A 21736-nucleotide genomic window follows, 5' to 3' on the forward strand; every position below is an offset into this window, starting at 1 on the left:
TAATTCCATTGTAATTTTTTAAGTAATAAACCCTGTAAAAATTTTATGCTACGTAAAGCTTTAACTAATAAAACATAAACATACAATTAATACACTCCTAAAATAACACAACTAACTAAAAATTTTCAAAAAAAAACACACTAAGACTAATTCAAGTAACAATATAAAAAATTGCATACCCTATTAAGTAATTAAAATTTATTACTAAATCGTTATAAAATCCGATAATCATATATATAATAAAAATTATAAAAATAACTCCAAACATAATAATTTTTTATAAAAAACCGTCCTGTTATTTAAAAAATCAGGTAAATTTGAAAAAAAATTAACATAATACTTACATTTTATGATCTTTTATCTAAAACAAATAGCCAGTATTCTACTATCCACAGAATAAGCGAATAATATTTTAGAGCTATAATACATGCCCTTATAACCTTAATCTTAAGCTATATTATGTTATTTTATAATATTATTCACCTATCAAGATTTTATATATAACATATTAAAATAATAGAATAGATAGAATTAATCCTACCATTAATGTTTTTTACATGTAGCGCAATATACTGAACGTTTATATAGAATTCTAGTCTATAGGAACTATTAAGCTATAATAATAAATCGTAAATAACAGGTCTCTGCTAGATTAGAAAACATAAGTTCTTTAATATACGAAATGTTAGTTCTGTAAAAAAATAGCTAGATTCTATCTAATAGCACGATATTATGCATATAGGCATATTTCTGGTGCTGCAGAAGATAAAAAATCTTTCTAATATGTAATTCTAGATATTTTGATAGCTGAATATCATAGAAATTTTATATTTTAACCTATTCTAGTTAGGAGATATTCTTTTAACTTCTATAGCTTTTATTGTAATACCTAAAATAAAAGTATAGCTCACTATTTATTCTAGAACGATTTCTTTAACGGTATATCAATACGGATCACCACTACTATCAAACCAAAGTATTACAATACAATCATCAATTATAGTAAAAACTAATAGAGCAATACATATTCAAAAGATATAAGCTTATTACTACTTTTATACCTCGTCGTAAGATATGTAACTATTCATGTAGTGACTTTAATAAAGTGCTTATAATCTATATTATTATGTACATAAAAACTTAATAGATTAAAAAGATTGCAGTACAAAATCTTTAATATACATGAACTATTACATGAGATAATTTTAAGAAACTTCAGTCAGTATTTATCAGACACTATAATTATCCCCTGCTAAGAGTTTCCTTTTCTTATCAGGTCCAGATTTCTATAACAAGTTAAATATGCATCTGTAAATAGGATGATTAATGTGATTACAACTTTTTATACTACAATCAGTTGGTTACTAATATTGGGCTACTGGTTGTTAATAGCCGGTATCACTTGTCGCATTTTAATTAAACGCCGATCAGTGCCCTCTGCGATGACTTGGTTATTAATTATTTATATTTTACCTCTTCTAGGAATTATTGCCTATCTTTCTCTAGGAGAATTACATTTAGGTCAGCGCCGAGCTCAACGAGCGCGTAGAATGTGGCCTTTCATGGCTGTCTGGTTTAAAACCTTACAATCTCTTCCGAGCCTTTATCCTATAAAGAATAGTGATGTCGCTCAACCACTATTTCAACTTTGTGAGAACCGACAGGGAATTTCTGGAATCAAAGGAAATCAACTTCAGTTGATAACTAGTAGTTATGATACATTACGCGCATTAATTCACGATGTACGCAAGGCATCTCATAATATTGAAATGGTATTTTATATTTGGCACCCTGGTGGACAGGCTGATGAAGTTGCAGAAGCACTCATCTCCTCTGCACGACGCGGTGTATACTGCCGTCTTTTACTTGATTCTGCTGGTAGTGTAGAATTTTTTCGAACGGTTTGGCCAAATCGAATGCGCAACGCTGGAATAGATGTAGTAGAGGCATTACCAGTTAGCTTACTCCGAATTTTTTTTAGACGCATGGATTTGCGGCAACACCGTAAAATGGTTCTTATTGATAATTATATTGCTTATACTGGTAGTATGAATTTAGTAGACCCACGCTTTTTTAAAAAAAATACGCGCGTTGGTCAATGGATAGATTTAATGGCACGTATGGAAGGCCCCATCGCCACTATTATGGGGGTTATTTATTCTGGTGATTGGGAAATTGAAACTGGAAAACGAATTTTACCACTAAAACCAGATAATAATGTTATGTTTTTTGAGAAAAAAAATGATCATACTATTTTAGTGATTGCATCAGGTCCGGGTTTTCCAGAAAATATGATTCATCAAGCGATATTAACCGCGGTTTTTTCAGCGCGTAAAAAATTAATCATTACCACTCCCTATTTAATTCCAAGTGATGATTTATTACATGCTATCTGCATCGCTTCCTACCGTGGTGTTGATGTCAGTATTATTATTCCACTTCATAGTGATTCATTATTAGTACGTTGGGCTAGTAGAGCATTTTTTAGTGAATTACTTGAATCTGGAGTAAAAATATATCAATTCAAGGGTGGACTTTTACACAGTAAAAGCATTTTGGTTGATGAACAACTCAGTCTGATTGGTACAGTAAATCTCGATATGCGCAGTTTATGGTTAAATTTTGAGATCACCTTGGTCATTGATAATCATCAGTTTGGAAGAGACCTAGCGCGTGTCCAAGAAAATTATATCTCTCAATCTTGCTTAATAGATATAAACTATTGGGTTCAGCGCTCTTACTGGAAACGTATTTTAGAGCGATTATTCTACTTCTTTAGTCCATTATTATAAATAAATAATTTTAGTAGTATAAAATTATTTATTTATCAGAGATTAGAATAATTTTCTAATAATATTATTAATATTAATCAAGCAGTATACTCTAGATAAAAATACTACTTACTGATATCTTTAGATATACTTTTCTGCTAAAATTTCAAAAATATTATCACTACTATTAGTAGATAATACTATCTGCTTTTTTTCTAACTCAGTAAATTTTACTAAAAACTTCAATAAACTAATAAAAATCTAAAAATAGTATAATATTCATAATACATTACATGAATTTAGAAAATTTAAATATCAAAGATACAATCGACTACATTGACAATGTAGTGTGTCTTATTATATAGCTTCTATATTAAAACTATTAACAAAAACAGTATCAATGCTTAATAAGTCACTAATTAAAACTGTTACAAATTGATTATTGAAATGTATAAACTTGATAGAAACTAACTGTATATCACTCAATCTTAAACTGTTATACATATTATACTACTTATTAAAGTAGATAAATTAAAATCAGTGATTATCATCATAAATATAATATATATTAATAAATACGTTATATATGTATATTACAAGTGATGAATTTATTTTTTATTATATACAATAATTGAATGATACATCTAATAACATATTAAATAAGATGTATGTCAATTGGGTTATAACTTATCAAAAAAACTATCTAATTCTGGACTTCATATTAGAAATATATATAAATAATTTCTATAATCTCAATCTGATTACTTTTTTCTCTAGCATATTCTATGCAATAAATACCAATCTATTATACATAAAACATTACAATTTACATGTAAATTTTACATGCCAAGTTAGTATCTAAATAAAAAAATCTAATTTTACCTGAGGGCCCTAATCTATAGAATATATAAATAAAGCATGTTTACTTAAAAAGGAATGTCATCTTCAAAATCAACTACCGATTCAGCATGAGATGAGGTATTATCTAACTGGGAAGACTTTTGCATGGAACGAGAGAGCTGCACTTCATTACTTAATGAATGATTTCCCTGTATACGCCCACCAAGCATCTGCATAGTTCCACCTATATTTACTACTACTTCCGTAGTGTATTTCTCGATTCCAGCTTGATCAGTCCATTTTCGTGTTTGAAGAGACCCTTCAATATATATTTGGGAGCCTTTACGCAGATATTCACAAGCTACTTCAGCAAGCTTGCCAAAAAGAACTACACGGTGCCATTCGGTTTTTTCTTTTGTTTCTCCAGTCTGTTTGTCACGCCAACTTTCAGAAGTAGCTATAGCTATATTAGTAACAGCACTACCGTTAGGTATGTATCGTATTTCTGGATCCCGCCCTAAATTTCCAACTAAAATGACTTTATTAACACCTCTGCTAGCCATACTATTCTCTCCAATAAATAATAATTTAAATAACTAAGTTAGATATTGCGCATAAACTTTAAATCTTTTCAACTATATTTCTTAGTATTTTTTGATAAAATTAAAATAAAAGTTTTATAAAAATACATATTATATATAACTTATATTCTTACATCTCCTATTTACATCTAATGACTAAATGTATCCTTTAGTCATTATGCACAGTAAAGGCACACTAAATACCGTAGATAGAGTCTATATTTTAAAAACCTGCAGCATAAAAGTACTAATTCTCATTATACGCAACTTATTCGAGCTAACTAGTCAGAGCCATATACTCTGTATATTGATAGCTAAATATAATAGTGAATTGTATGATGTATTGACTAACTCAATTTTTTATTGCATTAAAATATTTATTACTATATCACTATAAACTAATATACTAACAGTATAGTTTTTTTAACTATTATTAAAATAACTAAATATTTTTAAAAAATATTTGTGTCTAAAGACATATATTAATAAAATAATTAATCAATAGAATAATAAAATAATCCTCTTCAAACGTTTGTTTATTGATGATATATTATATATGATATATCAAATTACTTAATTTTTAAAAAAATTCATTTAATCTTTTCATCCCAAAAACAAGCTATTCACTTATACTGTATATTTAAGACACTTGCAGTCTAGAAAAAAGTTGTTCTTAAAAAAAATCAGATGCCCTATTTAAAACCAAGATGTTTTTTACGTATTTTAAACTAAGAGATTTACCTCAATATTATACCTTATATAATAAGTATATTCCCATATAGATCTTAACTACAGAGGTATTAAATTATGTTTGTAAAGAGATCACATAATAAAAATCACAGTAAAAGCATATTATATATACGGTCTAACTATAAAATACTTATATCTTTAATGAAGAATGCTAAAAGCTTACTCTTAGAAAGAGTAATATAATGCTTATATATCTAAAAATTATCTTTTATGATCACGTAATAATAAAACTTCATAACAAACCTACTATCACTATACTGATAGTATGCAAAAATTCCTTGAATACTTCTCCTTAATCGACACTATCTAGTTTTAAAATTTTAAGAGTTTTCTGTGAGCTTGTTTTCGATCATTCTCTTTTAGATAACGCTTACGAATGCGAACCGACTGAGGAGTAACTTCAACTAACTCATCTTCATCAATAAACTCTAAAGCTTGCTCTAAAGACATTTTCATAGCTGGTACTAAAGTAGGTGCCTCATCAGTACCGGAAGCTCGCATATTAGTTAGTTTTTTCCCCGTTAAGCAATTTACTGTCAGATCATTGGCCCGTGAGTGTAAACCTATAATCTGCCCTTCATATACTTCAGCGCCATGTCCAAGAAATAATTTTCCTCTTTCTTGAAGAGAAAAAAGAGCAAAAGCAACTGCTTTACCTTGACCATTAGAAATCAGAACTCCATTTTGACGCTGTCCAATTGTACCTGGACGGATATTATCATAGTGACTAAAAGTTGCATATAATAATCCTGTTCCAGCAGTTAATGTCATAAACTCAGTACGAAAACCAATTAAACCACGAGAGGGGAGAAGATAATCAAGACGCACACGACCCTTACCGTCAGGGACCATATCTTTTATATCCCCTTTACGTTCACCAAGGGCCTTCATTACACTACCTTGATGCTGTACTTCAATATCTATAGCAACATTCTCGAAAGGCTCTTGAGTATGCCCATTAATTTTTCGATAAATCACTTCAGGACGAGATACTGACAACTCAAAGCCTTCTCGCCGCATAGTCTCAATAAGAACGGATAAGTGTAATTCTCCTCGTCCTGATACTCGAAATGTATCAGTATCCTCTGTTTCTTCAACCTGTAATGCAACATTATGTACTAACTCTTTATTCAAACGATTTAAAATTTGACGTGAAGTTAAAAACTTACCTTCTTTGCCGCAAAAAGGAGATGTGTTAACGTTAAAAAACATAGTTACAGTAGGTTTATCAACATTTAGTGCTGGTAGTGCCACTATATTTTGTGGATCACAAAGAGTATCAGAAATATTAAGTTCACCTAATCCAGTAACTGCGATAATCTCACCTGCCTCAGATTTACTAGTTTCTATACGCTCCAAACCTAGATGAGTTAAGACTTTGATCACTTTAGCATTACGTATTTTTCCGTATCTATTAATAATAGAAATATTCTGATTTGGCTTGATTACGCCACGAGCAATACGACCAATACCAATAACACCAACATAATTATTGTAATCCAACTGAGAGATTTGCATTTGAAATGGCTCACTAACCTGCACTTGTGGTGCAGGAACATGTTTAATAATTGCTTCATACAAAGGGGTCATATCATTTGCCATATTTTGATAATCTAGCGCTGCAGTACCATTTAAAGCAGAGGCATAAATAACTGGAAAATCAAGTTGCTCATCATGCGCGTTCAAGTTAACAAATAAATCAAATACTTGATCAACAACCCAGTCAGGGCGAGCACCAGGGCGATCAATTTTATTAATTATTACGATAGGTTTTAGGCCATTTTCAAAAGCTTTTTTAGTGACAAAACGTGTTTGCGGCATCGGACCATCTATTGCATCAACCACTAGAAGGACCGAATCAACCATTGACATAACACGCTCAACTTCACCCCCAAAATCAGAATGCCCAGGAGTATCAACAATATTGATGCGATATCCATTCCATTGAATAGCAGTATTTTTAGCAAGAATGGTAATCCCACGTTCTTTTTCTAAAAAATTAGAATCCATGATGCGCTCAGAAAGCTCAGTTCGTACATCCAAAGTACCGGATTGTAGAAGTAACTTATCGACCAAAGTAGTTTTTCCATGGTCAACATGAGCAATAATGGCAATATTACGCAAATTCTCAATCACAAATTATCCTCAAGTATCATAAGTATAACACTATCATAATACTTAGATTCGTGCAGTAGTCAAAATAGCTTATACCATTTAATATTAGTTACTCAATGTTACCGCTTAATAAATATTAACCTTCTGTGTAAGGATATATGAATAATAATGTAACTTCTAGTTTTTGGATTCAAAGAGAAAATAATATATTAATATATTACTTGCTTATTTGATTATATAATAAATTTATTAAATTAAATATTAAATCAATCCTTTTTTCGCGTAGCTGTCACTCTTTTCAAAAATAGACCTTAAATCAAAACATTACAACTTTTAACCACGCGATCAAAAGTATATTATCCTATAATCTAAATAATAGAAGATAACAAATTATATTCTTTATTATTTGATGTTCTTTGATGCTTGATAGATAAGTAAGTTAGAGTAAAAATCAACAAAATAATCATACATCACATGACGCTATTGAGTAATTATACATAATATCTATGCACTATTACTCAAACGTAAGTACTGTTACAATTCTATAAGGATAAATTATCCTATAAGCATTAAAATACTGCTCAGAACTCATAATCTAAAAAACACTAGCAATACTATATTCCGGTAAAGATGTAACATTGCATGCTTCATTCATAATGATATAAATAAAAAAAGATAGGTTTATATATACATATATATAATCATACTATATAAAAACATACAGAGAAATGTAGTAATTTTCTCCTCTAGTAAAATAAAAATAATTACTAAAAGAAAAAAGTATTATAATTATAACGCATACTCCTACTAAACAGTATATAAAGAATTTTTATCGCCAATAAATCTATACAATATGGTATAGAAAAACAATATACTAATCATTATTTTTTCTTATATTGCAAGTATATTTACTTAAAAATCAAACCATAAGGCATTTTTACATAATATATATTATACTGAATTCTCATAAGATAATCTTCATGATAGATTCCTCTTTAATATGTACTAATCAAGCCTAATCATACACATCCTCTAAAGCAACCTGCTACAATCTACTTTTGTAGGCTGGTAGCACAATAATAGGGATACTGAAAAATCAAACAAAAAAATATTGAAATCAATTGTTAAAAATATTTATAGACCTATTCTTTCACGAAAGTATCTATTTATTACTTATTATGATAACACAAACACATAAAAAAATCACAATTTTCAATGTTATAGTAATGACTACGCCTAGGAGATGTTAAATATGTCAGCTGAATATGTTCTGTCAATGATTCATGATAATCAAGTGAAATTTGTTGATTTACGTTTCACCGATACTAAAGGTAAAGAACAACATATGACTATCCCTGCTCACCAGGTAAATCAAAATTTTTTAAAAGAAGGTAAAATGTTTGATGGCTCTTCTATTAATGGTTGGAAAGATATCCATGAATCCGATATGCTTTTAATGCCCGATACTATTACTGCTGTCCTTGACCCCTTTTTTGTAGATACAACACTTCTTTTGCGTTGTGACGTTTTAGAACCGGATACTATGAGAGGATATGATCGCGATCCGCGTTCTATAGCTAAACGAGCAGAAGATTTTTTACACAAATCTGGCATTGCAGATAATGTATTTTTTGGGCCAGAACCAGAATTTTTTATGTTTGACGATATTCGCTTTGGACACAGCACTTCCGGATCACATGTTTTTATCGATGATATTGAGGCTCATTGGAATACTAGTAAAGAATATCAAGGCGGTAATAAAGGTCACCGACCAAAAATTAAAGGAGGATATTTACCAGTACCCCCAGTTGATTCTTCACATGATATTCGAACTAAGATGTGCTTGATGATGGAAAAGATGGGTATCACTATTGAGGCACATCATCATGAAGTCGCTACCGCGGGTCAAAATGAAATTGCTACTCATTGTAATACTATAATAAAAAAAGCTGATGAAGTTCAGATTTATAAATATGTAGTACATAATGTTGCGCATACTTATGGTAAAACCGCTACTTTTATGCCTAAGCCAATTTATGGTGATAATGGATCTGGTATGCATTGTCATATATCTTTATCTAAAATGAATATTAATTTATTTTCAGGTGATCAATACAGTGGATTATCTAAACTTGCGTTATTTTATATAGGAGGAATAATTCAACATGCAAAAGCACTTAATGCATTAACAAATCCTACTACAAACTCATATAAACGCTTAGTGCCAGGCTATGAAGCACCAGTCATACTCGCTTACTCCTCTCGTAATCGTTCAGCTGCTATCAGAATTCCAATAGCTTCCAATCCCAAAAAATGCCGCATTGAAGTCCGTTTTCCTGATCCGTCGGCTAATCCTTACCTATGTTTTTCTGCAATGCTAATGGCTGGCTTAGATGGTATTATTAATAAAACCAACCCAGGTGAAGCAAGAGATAAAAACTTATACAAGTTATCAAATTTAGAAAAGAGCTCTACACCAAAAGTCGCAAGCTCTTTAGAGGAGGCTTTATCGGCCTTAGATCGGGACCGTGATTTCTTAACCAAAGGTAATGTATTTACTGACCATGCCATCGATGCATATATTGCATTACATAGAGAAGAGATAGAACATCTTCGACAGATTCCCCATCCTGTCGAGTTTGAACTTTATTACAGTGTTTAGCGTTATATATTCAATATTTTTTTATCCTATTTTACTTATTAAGTTAAAAACATAAAATATTACCTATAAATAAATAGTAGCTAGAGCGCATTGAAAGATATGCTCTAGCTCTAAAGCTAATATAGTTAAATTGTTTTATGATGAAGTACATATAAATCATAGAATACTTTTAAAACACTTATACAAATTTTTAATTTTTATCAAGCAGCGCTATGTGCTTACTACTTCAGGTATTTAATTAATATTAATTATCTCATTCGCAATAGTTAAATACATATAATATAAAGCAGATCCTTATTTATCCTACTTGATGAGACCGTATTACTGGAAGAAGCCAAGTCTCTGCTGCTAATATCATAGTCTGCATCTCTGAGGTGTCTAAATAAGGCAGTAATCGCTGTAAAAAATAATCATGCTTTTCCCCGTGCATATAATCAGATCCATTCCAGCGCTCTAAAAGTTTTTTGTATGCTTTGTTCTGCGTTACCCCATCATAACAAATTATATCTAAATTTTTATCAAAACATTCTTGTAGCCAAGCACCTCCAGAATGTGTCAATACTAAAGGATTAGACATACCTAAGAAATACCCATTCATGTAGTACTCTAAATGCTGTTTTGCTTTTTCTACTGATATTGGTAAAAAACGCCAAATACTATTCTGGAGTCCTAACATAAGACTAATACCTTGACCACCTATTGCACAATATATTAAATGCTCTAACCATAATATGAATCCATCCCGAACATTAAGAACACCAGGGCGCCATCGTAATAACCCATCAGTTTGGATTTGATCAAGAACGCCACTCAATGTCATATCTTGAATATTTAATAGTATTTCTTTGTTTTCTGTAGACGAACGAAATCGCAAAATCTGTTCAGAAAGACCATGCAGTACTCTTTTTCTCTCCTGCCAAAACAATTCCCCCCATACTCCATGAGCTAACTGTCCTGAAGATCTATAATATTTATAAAGTCGTTCGGAATCACTCTGATTTATTAGCTCTTTTAATAAATTTTGATCCAGCTGATAACGAGTAAGGCTATTTAAAACAAATGGCTCTGCATCCAATAATAGTGCGTGCTCTACCTGAAAGGAAATACCAAGTCTACATTTAAAAAAATAGCGCACTGGATGTCGCCAAAATTGCAGAAATTGATATAAAGTAAAATGTTTTTTATCTTCATGAGGTGATTCTTGAGGAATAGGTGATAAAACAAAACCTTGATGATAAATAATAGGCGACAATTCTATTATACCATTAATAGATTTAGTTTTTGATATAACAGACTCCTGAAAAAAGGGGGGCATACAGGTATGCACATGCTGCAGATGTTGTACAATAGATTGAGCACTAGTATCCACGTCTTTATCTCTATCTCTAGCCAAACAAAAACTTTGGCTAATATATTGTGTTAACTCGCTGACTAGAATAGAGGGATAACGTGTAGTATTATCTTGAATTGACTGGGAAATATAGCTAATATAAAATTTTTTTTGGGCAGCATTTAAAGCTTCTAAAAAAAGGTAACTATCATTATAGTTAATATTATCCTTTTTGGTTGTTTGATTAATTAAGTTCAAACTTGATGGCATTTTAATACATGGAAATACTCCTTCATTCATTCCTAATAAACACACTACTTTTATTGGAGTGAACATCATTGGCATTAAAGTACAGAAATTTATAGATCCGGGTAAATAATAATCTCTTGAACATGTTTCTTTCAGATGCAATAATAGATCCTCTCTAAGAATAAAAAACGGAACAGTCTGATGATAAGAGGCTTGCATGCCATGGTATAATATATTATACCAACGCTCTTCAATCAGCGCTAACTCTGTTTGATTATCTGCAGTTCTGAGAAAAAAATCATCAAGCATCAGACGACACATTGGCACCCAACTTTCTAAGTCATGCGGTTTACGTATACATTCTCTCCATCGATTAAGGGTAAGCATAAATTCAGATAGATACCCTGTTAATTCTGCAATTAACCCGTGAGACTCGTCAAAAGGTAATACTCCTTTCCACTCACCTGCTGTACTATGCATTGCATAACCTAACAACATACGATTTAAACCAAAACGCCAAGTATTCTGATTAGTCATGGGCAAATCAAGGTCTCGTATATTATCATCATCTAGGCCCCATCTTATACCGGATTCTACTATCCAGCGACGTAACACAATTAACCCTTGCTCATCAATAGAAAAACGGCTAGCAACTACAGGAACCTCTAAAATAGACCAGACTTCTTCTGCGATAAATCGACCATCCAGCAGATTTAATAATGCAGAAAAAGTTTTAATAAAGATATTTTTCTTAGAAATACGACTATCAGAAATAGAAAATGGTATATATCGACTAGGCAGAGCATTACTGAAAACAGCTTGAATAAATGGTGTGTAAATATCAATATCTACCGCTGTTACAATAATCTCATGAGCAGACAGCGCTGGATCTGCGGCCATCATATCAAGTAACTGATTTTGCAAAACCTCAATTTCACGCTGTATACTATGACATAAATGGATCTCTATGGATCGATCATTTACTTCTAAAATACGCTTTCCTAAACTATTATTCCATTCACTATTACTGAGACCTATTACTGAGTAATCTTCTAATTCTAATATATCCTTCTGTAATGTACATAAAAGATTGATAGGTACAATATCAACAAACGCACATATTTCTTTTGGTGCGCTCTGCGCCAAAAGAAATAAATTCTCTCTCTCTGAGTGTCCCCACGAATCTAAGAGCGGATTAGTAAGCTGTTGTTTTTTACAAGATGAATTAAATAATAAAGAATCATCTCTAGAATCACGAAATTGTGGCAGACAGCTGTCTTCTTTATAGTGATAACGGTGACAAATTGATAATTCCTTTAAAGAGGAATCACTCCAGATATCTCCCCAATAATACCGACATGGATTAGTAAAAAAAATGTGTATATCTATGTATTTTTCTAAAGCCTGAATATAGTAGTTAGGTAACGCTGAAAGACCAAAAATAAATACACGCTCTGGAACAGTAGATAAACGCTTATCGATATTTTTTAGAGTCAACAGAAGACGCTGAAAAAGAGCAGAAAAACTCCATACCGGTTCTCCTAAATATTTAGTATATTCTACTAATGCTAACCATAGAGGTCCTTGCCATAACTGAAAATCGCCACACTCTTTTATTATGCGACCCTCTTCCCAAGCATGAATCCAGTGCGGACAATGAAAAATATACTGTTCAAAAACATTTGCGATATGTTCTGTTAATTGGAATAGCTTATGATTATCACTATCATCACGCAGATAATAACGCAGCATACTGAACGTATCATCTAGAAGTAACTTTGGAATCACCACTCTAAGTTTCCAACACATACTTGATTTACTAAATATTTTTTTTTTAAAAGAACCTTGAAAATCTAGAGTTAGAAAATTCCAAATAAAATCAGAAGATGATAAAAAGTTAATATTAGCAGCAATACCAAACTCTAAAGAAAAAGAAAGTTTTAACCATTGAACCATATTAGGGCTATTGACTAACATAACTTCCGGAGATAATGGATGACGCAGGGGCTGTTTATTTATCTCTCGACAAATTAACATTTTAAGCATTTCCAATTGATTAGAATGGTAAACAGTAATCATGCATATATATCCTATGGATCACACAAAATTATTTGATAAATTACTCGGTATAATTGCTTGGTCGCATAGAAAAGACTGTCAAGAAGGTTATCCAGAATATAATTATTGCATAATGAAAGTTACTATCATATAATAATTAATTATATTTTTATAAATTAGCGGGAATAGCTCAGTTGGTAGAGCACGACCTTGCCAAGGTCGGGGTCGCGAGTTCAAGTCTCGTTTCCCGCTCCACATAAAACATACATTAAGTCTTTAGATTTTATCTCTTACAGAGTCCTAATTTTTATGGATAACACTTGAATGTAAGATATATAAATAATTATATTATATAATATAGAGATATATAATTAATATGTATTATATACATTTAATTACATTTAAAGTGCATCTTTTAATATCTTTTTGCTAATTTTTTAAAGAAGTATGAGGTAACTGCTTCATATAGTTATTTTTTTTCAATAAAATACACAAACTAATAGTAACACTTACACTATGAAACAAAAATTACATATACTACATAATAGTAAGATAAAAAGATTCAAAAAAAAACATTAAAATGCCTATTTAATAGGTATTTTAATGTTTAGTAGCGTAGCAAATCTTTAAAAGATATCTTAAAAAGAAGATAACAATCTTTTATATTTATAAATTTATAATATGAATTATTAAATATCTTTTAGTTCTTCTTTTACAATTAAATAAAAACATTAAATTCATTATTTAAAAATTTTCAATAATATAAATTATGATACTGTCTAATTTTTAGATACATATACGTATGATATAAAATCATTAAACTATTTCAGAAGCATACTACTTAAGCAATTGATTACAGAAAAAACAGCACGCGATAATATTAACATAAGTATGGTTCTTAATTAATTATAAAATCTATTATCTGTACTAAGCGAACCACAGAAAATTGAATAAAAATATCTTATAAAATTATAAATAATATTAAATTAAAGAGTCAATGTTGCATATTATCTTAAATACTAAAAATTGTGACTATCTTATTAAAACATAAAACATAACAAAAAAACTATTGAATTATTACATTAACTAGACAGATTAGTCTTTATAAATATAATCTAATGTTTTTTATTAAAAATAATCTGATTATTATTAATACTTGTTACTATTACGTTCCATCTATATCTGTAACACACCCAAAAGAGAAACATTATGAACTATATAACTATAGTGGCATGTCCTATTTGTAGTAAAAAAATAATATGGAGCAAGTTCAATAAATGGCGTCCATTTTGCAGTAAACGTTGTCAATTAATTGACCTAGGAGGATGGTTACATGAAGAAAAAAATTAGTCAATTGCTAATATTTAATAAAAATAAAAAATAAGACTTATATAGTTATATTTTTGATAGTTCTTTTAATAAGTTATTTTATTATCTGATAATAGTATTTTGATTATTTATTTTGCATGTCTATTTTTTTAAATTTTTACAGTAAACTTATTATAATAAATAAAAATAACAATTTACGTCTTATAAATTTTATAAATATTTTTATTTAAAGTATTATTTAAAAAATATTTATTTGTATTGAATATAAATATAAATTTAAGCTTAATTCTTTTTGTATACATTTTAATAAAAATTAGTTTAAATGTTATAAAAATTTTTATTTATCAGAATGGTTTACTCAATCATCCCCTTAAAGAAGCCTAGAATAGGCTCTCTGAAGTTAAAAAAAATATATAAAGTTATATTAAATTATCTTCTTTAAATCTTTCTATATCTAAATTCTGGCTACATTTTATAAATTTATAATTATATAAATTTTATAAAATTTATATGAAAATTTATATAAAAAAATAATTCATATAAAAAGATAATATCCATTATACTTGTTATTTTAAGCATTATTAAAAAGTATTAACTTTATACACATTAATAGTATTATATTTTTATATTTAAAATAATAAAATTATATTAATAATATTATCTGTGTGTATTTTATTTTAGGATTTTCTTATATCTTATTTTTGGATAAAATATTTCAGAACATAAAAAATCTTAGATTTTTAGTACAAACGATCTCTTGTCCATATCATTATCTTTTCTTTAAATTCATATTATATAAATATACCTATTCTAGATTAGATTCTATACTGGATCGATTATTACTGGCTTTACATTCAGGCATCAGCTTAATCTTTGAAATAAGATTAGATTTATAACGTGCAGCCTTGTTTTTGTGAATTAAGCCTTTAGAAGCTTGCCGATCTACTAGTGGTTGCATAACACTAAATGCATTTAGTGCGATAATCTTATCACCAGTTGCAATAGCTACATGTACTTTTTTAATAAAAGTACGTATCATAGATCTGCAACTTGCATTATGTTTACGACGTCTTTCAGATGTTATAATCCGTTTCTTAGCTGATTGAATATTAGCCAAAATTTTACCCCTAAACCAAATAGTGTTTTTAACGTTTCTATCTAAACTTTTATAAAGTATTATCTGTGCTCCAACAATTGTCAATAAGTTTTGTTAGACAAAAATAAAATAAATATCATGAAAATAGATATCTTTAATATATCCAGAACATAAATAACCTATAAATAAATCTATTAATTGACCTAATAGATAGTCACAAGACTTCAATAATTACACTTGATATTGCAACAACCTACATTAAAATGTTAATAAACTCAGTAAATGTTTTTTAATTTCTAACTATTTTAGTATAGTATTTTTTTAAAAAGTAGTGTTGTTCTTTTTATGTCCATACTATTATGATAATAAGTAAAAATATCGGATTTTATTTACAAAATAATACACAAAATTTATATTTTATCACTAGCGCTATATGCTTTGCATATAATGCATATTAAATTATGGTTATATTTACAAAAGCGCGCAAAAACATTATAAACCATTATAGAATATATATAGAGCAACAAGTTTAATAAAAATAAAATATTTTATTTTTTTAATTAATTGAACCTTATTAAAATTAAATTAATAACTGATATTATAACTTATCACTATATAAAAGTAATCTGACTATATAAATCATCGGTTATCTTTAATTTGCTATTAGCACTTAAAAGAATTGAACAAGAACTAAGAAAATAAAAAAATGTTATATAAAATATATTTTAACATATGATAAATACCTTACATTAACTATGACATTACAAGGTGTGATCCATATTAGTTAATATTTATTATTAATACAACCGACAGAGATAAAATCGAGAATCTTAATGATTGACTATAAAACTACCTTAAATTTACCAATGACAAATTTTCCAATGAGAGGTCATTTAGCGAAAAAAGAACCACATATCCTACAACGTTGGCATAATGATAAGCTATACAATATAATCCGAAAAGCAAAAATAGGACGAAAGATATTTTTGTTACACGATGGGCCACCTTATGCTAATGGTAACATTCATATTGGTCATGCAGTTAATAAAATTTTAAAAGATATTGTTATTAAATCAAAAAGCTTATCAGGTTATGATGCACCTTATGTTCCTGGTTGGGATTGTCATGGTCTACCAATTGAACATCAGGTTGAGAAGCTCCTCGGCAAGCCTGGTGAAAAAATTAGCCCAGCAGAATTTCGGATAGCTTGCAGAAAATATGCTAATAAACAAGTTAATGAGCAAAAATCTGATTTTATGCGTCTTGGCGTATTAGGAGACTGGGATAACCCCTATCAGACTATGAATTTTCAAACGGAAGCTAACATTATCCGAACATTGAGAAAAATCATTAAAAATGGTCATGTATATCAAGGCATTAAACCGGTGCAATGGTGCTTGGATTGTCAATCTGCTATGGCGGATGCTGAAATTGAATATCTAAATAAAAGGTCTCCGTCTATAACTGTTCTATTTAATGCTGTAGATAAAAAAGAGGTACAGAGAAGATTTATCACTACTTGTGTTCAAGGTCCAATTTCTATACTAATATGGACAACAACTCCATGGACTTTGCCTGCAAATCGCGCTATTGCAGTAAACCCAAAATTCAGCTATCAGTTGATACAAATCATGGGTAGAGCGATTATACTTGCCGAAGATATGATTGATGTAGTTATGGCTCGTATTGGAATAAATCACTGGACTGTACTAGGATCCTTGAAAGGACAATTTTTAGAAATGATAGAATTTCAACATCCATTTCTATCTTATATTGCTCCTGTCATTCTTGGTGAGCATATTGCGCTAGACACGGGTACTGGTGCAGTACATACCGCCCCTGACCATGGCTTAGATGACTATACCGTCAGTCAAAAATATTCTATTCAAACTATTAATCCAGTAGGACCAGATGGTTGCTATCTGCCAGGAATTTGGTCGAAACTAGATGGTGTAAACATTTTTCGAGCTAACGACATTATTCTGGACTCATTAGATAAAAAAGGTGCCTTACTGCACATGGAAATTATTGAGCATAGCTATCCACACTGCTGGCGTCATAAAACCCCTATTATCTTTCGCGCTACTCCACAATGGTTTATTAGTATGGATCAAAGGGGATTGCGTACACAATCTTTAAAAAACATTAAATCAGTATCTTGGACACCAAGTTGGGGCGAAACGAGAATTCATAGTATGTTATCTCATCGCCCAGATTGGTGTATCTCCCGTCAGAGAACCTGGGGTGTCCCTATACCTCTCTTTATACATAAAGAGAGCAATCAAATACATCCTAATTCTCTAGAGATAATGGAGAAAGTTGCCAAACGAGTAGAAAAGATTGGTATTCAAGCTTGGTGGGATTTAAATAGCTACGAGATTCTCGATGTTGATGCAGAAAATTATAGTAAAATATCTGATACATTAGATGTTTGGTTCGATTCAGGATCTACCATCCATTCAGTGATTAAAAACTATCCTGAATATTACGGTAATACGCCAGATATGTATCTAGAAGGTTCAGATCAGCACCGTGGATGGTTTATGTCTTCTCTATTAATATCAACAGCCACAAAAGGAGTGGCACCATATCGACAAGTAATAACTCATGGATTTACCGTAGATGGTGAAGGTCGAAAAATGTCAAAATCTCAGGGCAACTCTATCAGGCCACTAGATATTATTAATAGACTTGGCGCAGACATTCTTCGTCTTTGGACAGCATCAACGAATTATTCAGGAGAAATTGCCTTTTCTGATCAAATTCTGCAAGGATCTTCCGATAGCTATCGTCGAATCCGTAATACCGCGCGTTTTCTAATAGCTAATCTAACAGGATTTTCTCCAGTAAAAGATAAAGTAAATAAAGAGAAGATGTTAATATTAGATCAGTGGGCAGTAGGTCGTGCTTTAGAAGCACAAAATGCTATTATTGCCTCATACGAAACCTATCAATTTCATGAGGTGGTACAACGTATAGTACATTTTTGCTCTATTGAAATGGGAGCTTTTTATCTAGATGTGATCAAAGATCGTCAGTATACCACTAAAGTTGATAGTGTAGCCCGGCGTAGTTGTCAAACAGCATTATGGTATATTTCTGAAGCTTTAGTGCGTTGGATAGCACCTATTCTTTCCTTTACTGCAGATGAGATATGGCAATACTTACCTGGTAATAGGGCAAAATATGTCTTCACTGAAGAATGGTATAACAATTTATTCAGCTTATCTGATCATGAAATAATGAATAATATGTATTGGGATCAGATCCTCAAAGTACGTGGAGCAGTCAACAAGATTATCGAGCAAGCTCGCATTGATCAACTCATCAGAAATTCACTAGAAGTTAACATAATACTCTACGCAGATTCGGAGTTATCAAATAAATTACTGCGTCTAGATGAAGAATTGCGTTTTGTTTTACTTACATCTAAAGTGATAGTTTTAGATATAAACCATGCACCTACTCACGCCCATCAGAGTACACTCCTAAAAAATCTTAAAATCGTGCTGCATAAATCTAACGATAAAAAATGCTTAAGATGCTGGCATCACACAGATGATATTGGTCAAAATATAATATATCCAGACATTTGTAATCGTTGCATTACTAATATTATTGGTGACGGTGAAGAGCGAAAATTTGCATGATTAATTTGAATTTACGCTGCCATAGCTTGCGCTGGATATGGATAGCCATTATTGTAGCAATTATCGATATAAGTAGTAAAGAATGGATTATTCAGCATCTTATTCTACATGAATCCATATCAATTATACCACTTTTTAACTTTTATTATACCCGTAATTTTGGTGCAGCATTCAGTTTTTTGTCTAATCAAGACGGGTGGCATCGTTGGTTATTATCTAGTATTACTGGGATGCTAATTATGGTCTTATTAGTTAAAATATACTTTTATTATACTAATGATAAATATAATAGTCTTTTCTATACTTTAATAATAGGTGGCGCATTGGGTAATCTTTACGATCGTATTTACCGTGGTTTTGTTATTGATTTTATTGACTTTTATATTGGAAAGTGGCATTTTGCGACATTTAATATTGCAGATAGTGCAATCTGTATGGGGTCTATTTTGCTTATACTAAGAAAAATAATAAAACATAAAAATAAAAAAAGCTAATATTATATTCTAATAAGGTATTTAAAAATAACCTCTATAACCAGATCACTCAATACTTTTAGAAAGTAATCTAAAGCTTGAGTGCGCAAAATAAAACTTATAATCAGTTTTATATTATTACTTAGTAATTAGCAATTAATATACCTTCTATCATAACGTTAAAATTATTCACTATTATACAAAAAGTATAATTAAATTATAATTAAATTATAATTAAAGAGGAAACCTTCAAAATCATCGAATCCTTAATGAGTTATATATAGAATTATATTATAAATGAATAATTTAATGACCTATTTTGTAATATATGCAAAATACTTAATAAAAAAAATTTTAATATATATTATATATAACTGAATAAAGTTGTAATTTTGAAAATCACACAAGAACCAATGTCTATTAGTAGAAGATCATGCTAACAAATCAATAATATTTTTTTTATAGAACTTCCCTAATAAAACATAACAAGATAACATATATTTATTTATAAATTACATAAAATAAATTATAAATATATCTATTTATTGCTCTTATCTTAGTTATAGAGTCGATGTTGAGATTAAAATATCCATAATTAATAATGCTATATATGTTGCTATCAGATATTTTATTTTTGATAAAAAAGAAAAATTAAAAACTGCTATCATACATTAATATATATAAACACTCCCAGAATCAGATTATTTTTTAATATAATAAACACAAATTTCATAAAAGTTTCTTAATGCGGTTAAACATCTTTTAAAAAATCTATTATTTTCCTATTCCATGTTCTCAATATTAGAAATATATCATAGGTTAATGTTAATTACTGTCATCTGATCGTAATTGGAGATCAGTTATGAAAATCTTACTAGCTAATCCACGCGGGTTTTGTGCTGGCGTTGATCGAGCGATTAGTATTGTTGAGCGCGTTTTAGATATATATGGCGCACCAATTTACGTGCGTCATGAAATAGTACATAATCGCTATGTCGTAAATAATTTGAAAAATCGAGGAGTTATTTTTATTGAAGACATCGGTCAGATACCAGATAGATCTATTGTGATCTTCTCTGCTCATGGTGTCTCTAAATTAGTTTATGATAAAACAATAGAACGGGATTTTTTAATAGTATATGATGCTACCTGCCCATTGGTAAAAAAGGTTCACCTGGAAGTATTACGCGCTAGCCAACAAGGTATAGAGGCTATTTTTATTGGCCATAAAGGTCATCCAGAGGTAGAAGGCACTATGGGACAATACACCAACCCACATGGTGGAATGTATTTAGTTAGCACATTAAGTGATGTATTTAAGTTGCAGATAAAAGATAAAGAGAATCTACGATTTATGATGCAAACAACTTTATCAATTGACGACAGTCAACAAATTATTAATGCTTTGTATTCTCGTTTTCCCAAAATTATCGGATCACGTAAAAATGATATCTGTTATGCCACAGCCAATCGACAGCAAGCAGTTAAAAATCTTGCGCATTGTTCTGAGCTAATATTAGTAGTTGGTTCAAAAAATTCCTCTAATTCTAACCGTTTAGTAGAACTTTCTAGACAATTAGGATGTCAAACGTATTTAATTGACTCTGAGGAGGACATTCAGGAAGAATGGCTACAAAATATAAACTGTATTGGTATCACCGCTGGAGCATCAGCACCAGATATTCTTGTAAGGCGGGTTATTAGAAAACTCATGGAACTTGGTGCCACGCACAGCGTAGAGTTTCTTGGTCATGCAGAAAATATAATATTTCAAATACCAAAAGAATTACGAATAAAAACTAAAAATTCTTATTAATTACTTGATTAAGGTT

At 30.2% G+C, this 21736-nt stretch carries 11 protein-coding genes and 1 tRNA gene; 8 read left to right on the plus strand and 4 right to left on the minus strand.

Going from position 1 to position 21736, the window contains the following annotated elements:
• Positions 1 to 1331 precede the first annotated feature (1331 nt).
• Positions 1332 to 2792 carry a cardiolipin synthase gene (gene cls, locus ERCIPSPA2889_RS02260; RefSeq protein ID WP_157989429.1) on the plus strand — a complete coding sequence of 487 codons (1461 nt, stop codon included), beginning with the start codon at positions 1332 to 1334 and terminating at the stop codon, positions 2790 to 2792.
• 905 nt (positions 2793 to 3697) lie between these two features.
• Here the strand turns inward: cls and ERCIPSPA2889_RS02265 are convergent.
• Both ERCIPSPA2889_RS02265 and typA read right to left on the minus strand, forming a co-directional pair.
• The gene (locus ERCIPSPA2889_RS02265) at positions 3698 to 4174 is read right to left on the minus strand and encodes a single-stranded DNA-binding protein (RefSeq protein WP_157989233.1); all 477 of its coding nucleotides are present in this window, start codon (positions 4172 to 4174) and stop codon (positions 3698 to 3700) included.
• A gap of 1080 nt (positions 4175 to 5254) precedes the next feature.
• On the minus strand, positions 5255 to 7078 hold the full coding sequence (gene typA / locus ERCIPSPA2889_RS02270; RefSeq protein ID WP_157989234.1) for a translational GTPase TypA: 1824 nt from the start codon (positions 7076 to 7078) through the stop codon (positions 5255 to 5257).
• Positions 7079 to 8309: 1231 nt separating this feature from the next.
• On the opposite strand from typA, the gene glnA reads away from it, so the two are divergent.
• Positions 8310 to 9719 (plus strand): glutamate--ammonia ligase, encoded by a 1410-nt coding sequence (gene glnA, locus ERCIPSPA2889_RS02275; protein WP_157989235.1) that lies wholly within the window; start codon positions 8310 to 8312, stop codon positions 9717 to 9719.
• Between the two features lie 298 nt (positions 9720 to 10017).
• Here the strand turns inward: glnA and recC are convergent, their stop codons facing one another.
• Positions 10018 to 13377: an exodeoxyribonuclease V subunit gamma gene (recC, locus tag ERCIPSPA2889_RS02280; protein ID WP_157989236.1), complete on the minus strand. Its 3360-nt coding sequence runs from the start codon at positions 13375 to 13377 to the stop codon at positions 10018 to 10020.
• Here recC and ERCIPSPA2889_RS03390 point away from each other — a divergent pair.
• The 3 genes from ERCIPSPA2889_RS03390 to ERCIPSPA2889_RS02290 all read left to right on the plus strand — a co-directional run bounded on the left by ERCIPSPA2889_RS03390 (position 13376) and on the right by ERCIPSPA2889_RS02290 (position 14706).
• Positions 13376 to 13510, plus strand: coding sequence for a hypothetical protein (locus tag ERCIPSPA2889_RS03390; RefSeq protein WP_269472401.1), 135 nt, complete (start codon positions 13376 to 13378; stop codon positions 13508 to 13510). The genes recC and ERCIPSPA2889_RS03390 overlap by 2 nt on opposite strands.
• Positions 13511 to 13535: 25 nt before the next feature.
• Positions 13536 to 13611, plus strand: a tRNA-Gly gene (locus tag ERCIPSPA2889_RS02285).
• A 954-nt stretch (positions 13612 to 14565) separates the two neighbouring features.
• Positions 14566 to 14706: a DNA gyrase inhibitor YacG gene (locus ERCIPSPA2889_RS02290; protein ID WP_157989237.1), complete on the plus strand. Its 141-nt coding sequence runs from the start codon at positions 14566 to 14568 to the stop codon at positions 14704 to 14706.
• A gap of 784 nt (positions 14707 to 15490) precedes the next feature.
• Here the strand turns inward: ERCIPSPA2889_RS02290 and rpsT are convergent.
• Positions 15491 to 15802 (minus strand): 30S ribosomal protein S20, encoded by a 312-nt coding sequence (gene rpsT, locus ERCIPSPA2889_RS02295; RefSeq protein WP_157989238.1) that lies wholly within the window; start codon positions 15800 to 15802, stop codon positions 15491 to 15493.
• 812 nt (positions 15803 to 16614) lie between these two features.
• On the opposite strand from rpsT, the gene ileS reads away from it, so the two are divergent.
• The 3 genes from ileS to ispH all read left to right on the plus strand — a co-directional run bounded on the left by ileS (position 16615) and on the right by ispH (position 21720).
• Complete coding sequence (gene ileS / locus ERCIPSPA2889_RS02300; RefSeq protein WP_157989239.1) at positions 16615 to 19431, plus strand: isoleucine--tRNA ligase; 2817 nt, start codon at positions 16615 to 16617, stop codon at positions 19429 to 19431.
• Positions 19428 to 19925 (plus strand): signal peptidase II, encoded by a 498-nt coding sequence (lspA, locus tag ERCIPSPA2889_RS02305; protein WP_157989240.1) that lies wholly within the window; start codon positions 19428 to 19430, stop codon positions 19923 to 19925. The genes ileS and lspA overlap by 4 nt, the downstream gene beginning before the upstream one ends.
• Before the next feature lie 841 nt (positions 19926 to 20766).
• Entirely contained in the window at positions 20767 to 21720 is a 954-nt protein-coding gene (gene ispH / locus ERCIPSPA2889_RS02310) for a 4-hydroxy-3-methylbut-2-enyl diphosphate reductase (protein WP_157989241.1), read from the plus strand.
• Positions 21721 to 21736: the final 16 nt, after the last annotated feature.

The sequence above is a fragment of the Candidatus Erwinia haradaeae genome, assembly GCF_900698985.1.
In the GTDB taxonomy this organism is placed as follows: domain Bacteria; phylum Pseudomonadota; class Gammaproteobacteria; order Enterobacterales; family Enterobacteriaceae; genus Erwinia_E; species Erwinia_E haradaeae_B.

What these genes read in the sequence shown, in the direction of transcription:
- ERCIPSPA2889_RS02290 (WP_157989237.1), top strand. Translation starts at nt 14,566, where the DNA reads ATGAACTATATAACTATAGTGGCATGTCCTATTTGTAGTAAAAAAATA.
- ERCIPSPA2889_RS03390 (WP_269472401.1), top strand. Translation starts at nt 13,376, where the DNA reads ATGCATATATATCCTATGGATCACACAAAATTATTTGATAAATTACTC.
- glnA (WP_157989235.1), top strand. Translation starts at nt 8,310, where the DNA reads ATGTCAGCTGAATATGTTCTGTCAATGATTCATGATAATCAAGTGAAA.
- ERCIPSPA2889_RS02265 (WP_157989233.1), bottom strand. Translation starts at nt 4,174, where the DNA reads ATGGCTAGCAGAGGTGTTAATAAAGTCATTTTAGTTGGAAATTTAGGG.
- recC (WP_157989236.1), bottom strand. Translation starts at nt 13,377, where the DNA reads ATGATTACTGTTTACCATTCTAATCAATTGGAAATGCTTAAAATGTTA.
- lspA (WP_157989240.1), top strand. Translation starts at nt 19,428, where the DNA reads ATGATTAATTTGAATTTACGCTGCCATAGCTTGCGCTGGATATGGATA.
- ispH (WP_157989241.1), top strand. Translation starts at nt 20,767, where the DNA reads ATGAAAATCTTACTAGCTAATCCACGCGGGTTTTGTGCTGGCGTTGAT.
- ileS (WP_157989239.1), top strand. Translation starts at nt 16,615, where the DNA reads ATGATTGACTATAAAACTACCTTAAATTTACCAATGACAAATTTTCCA.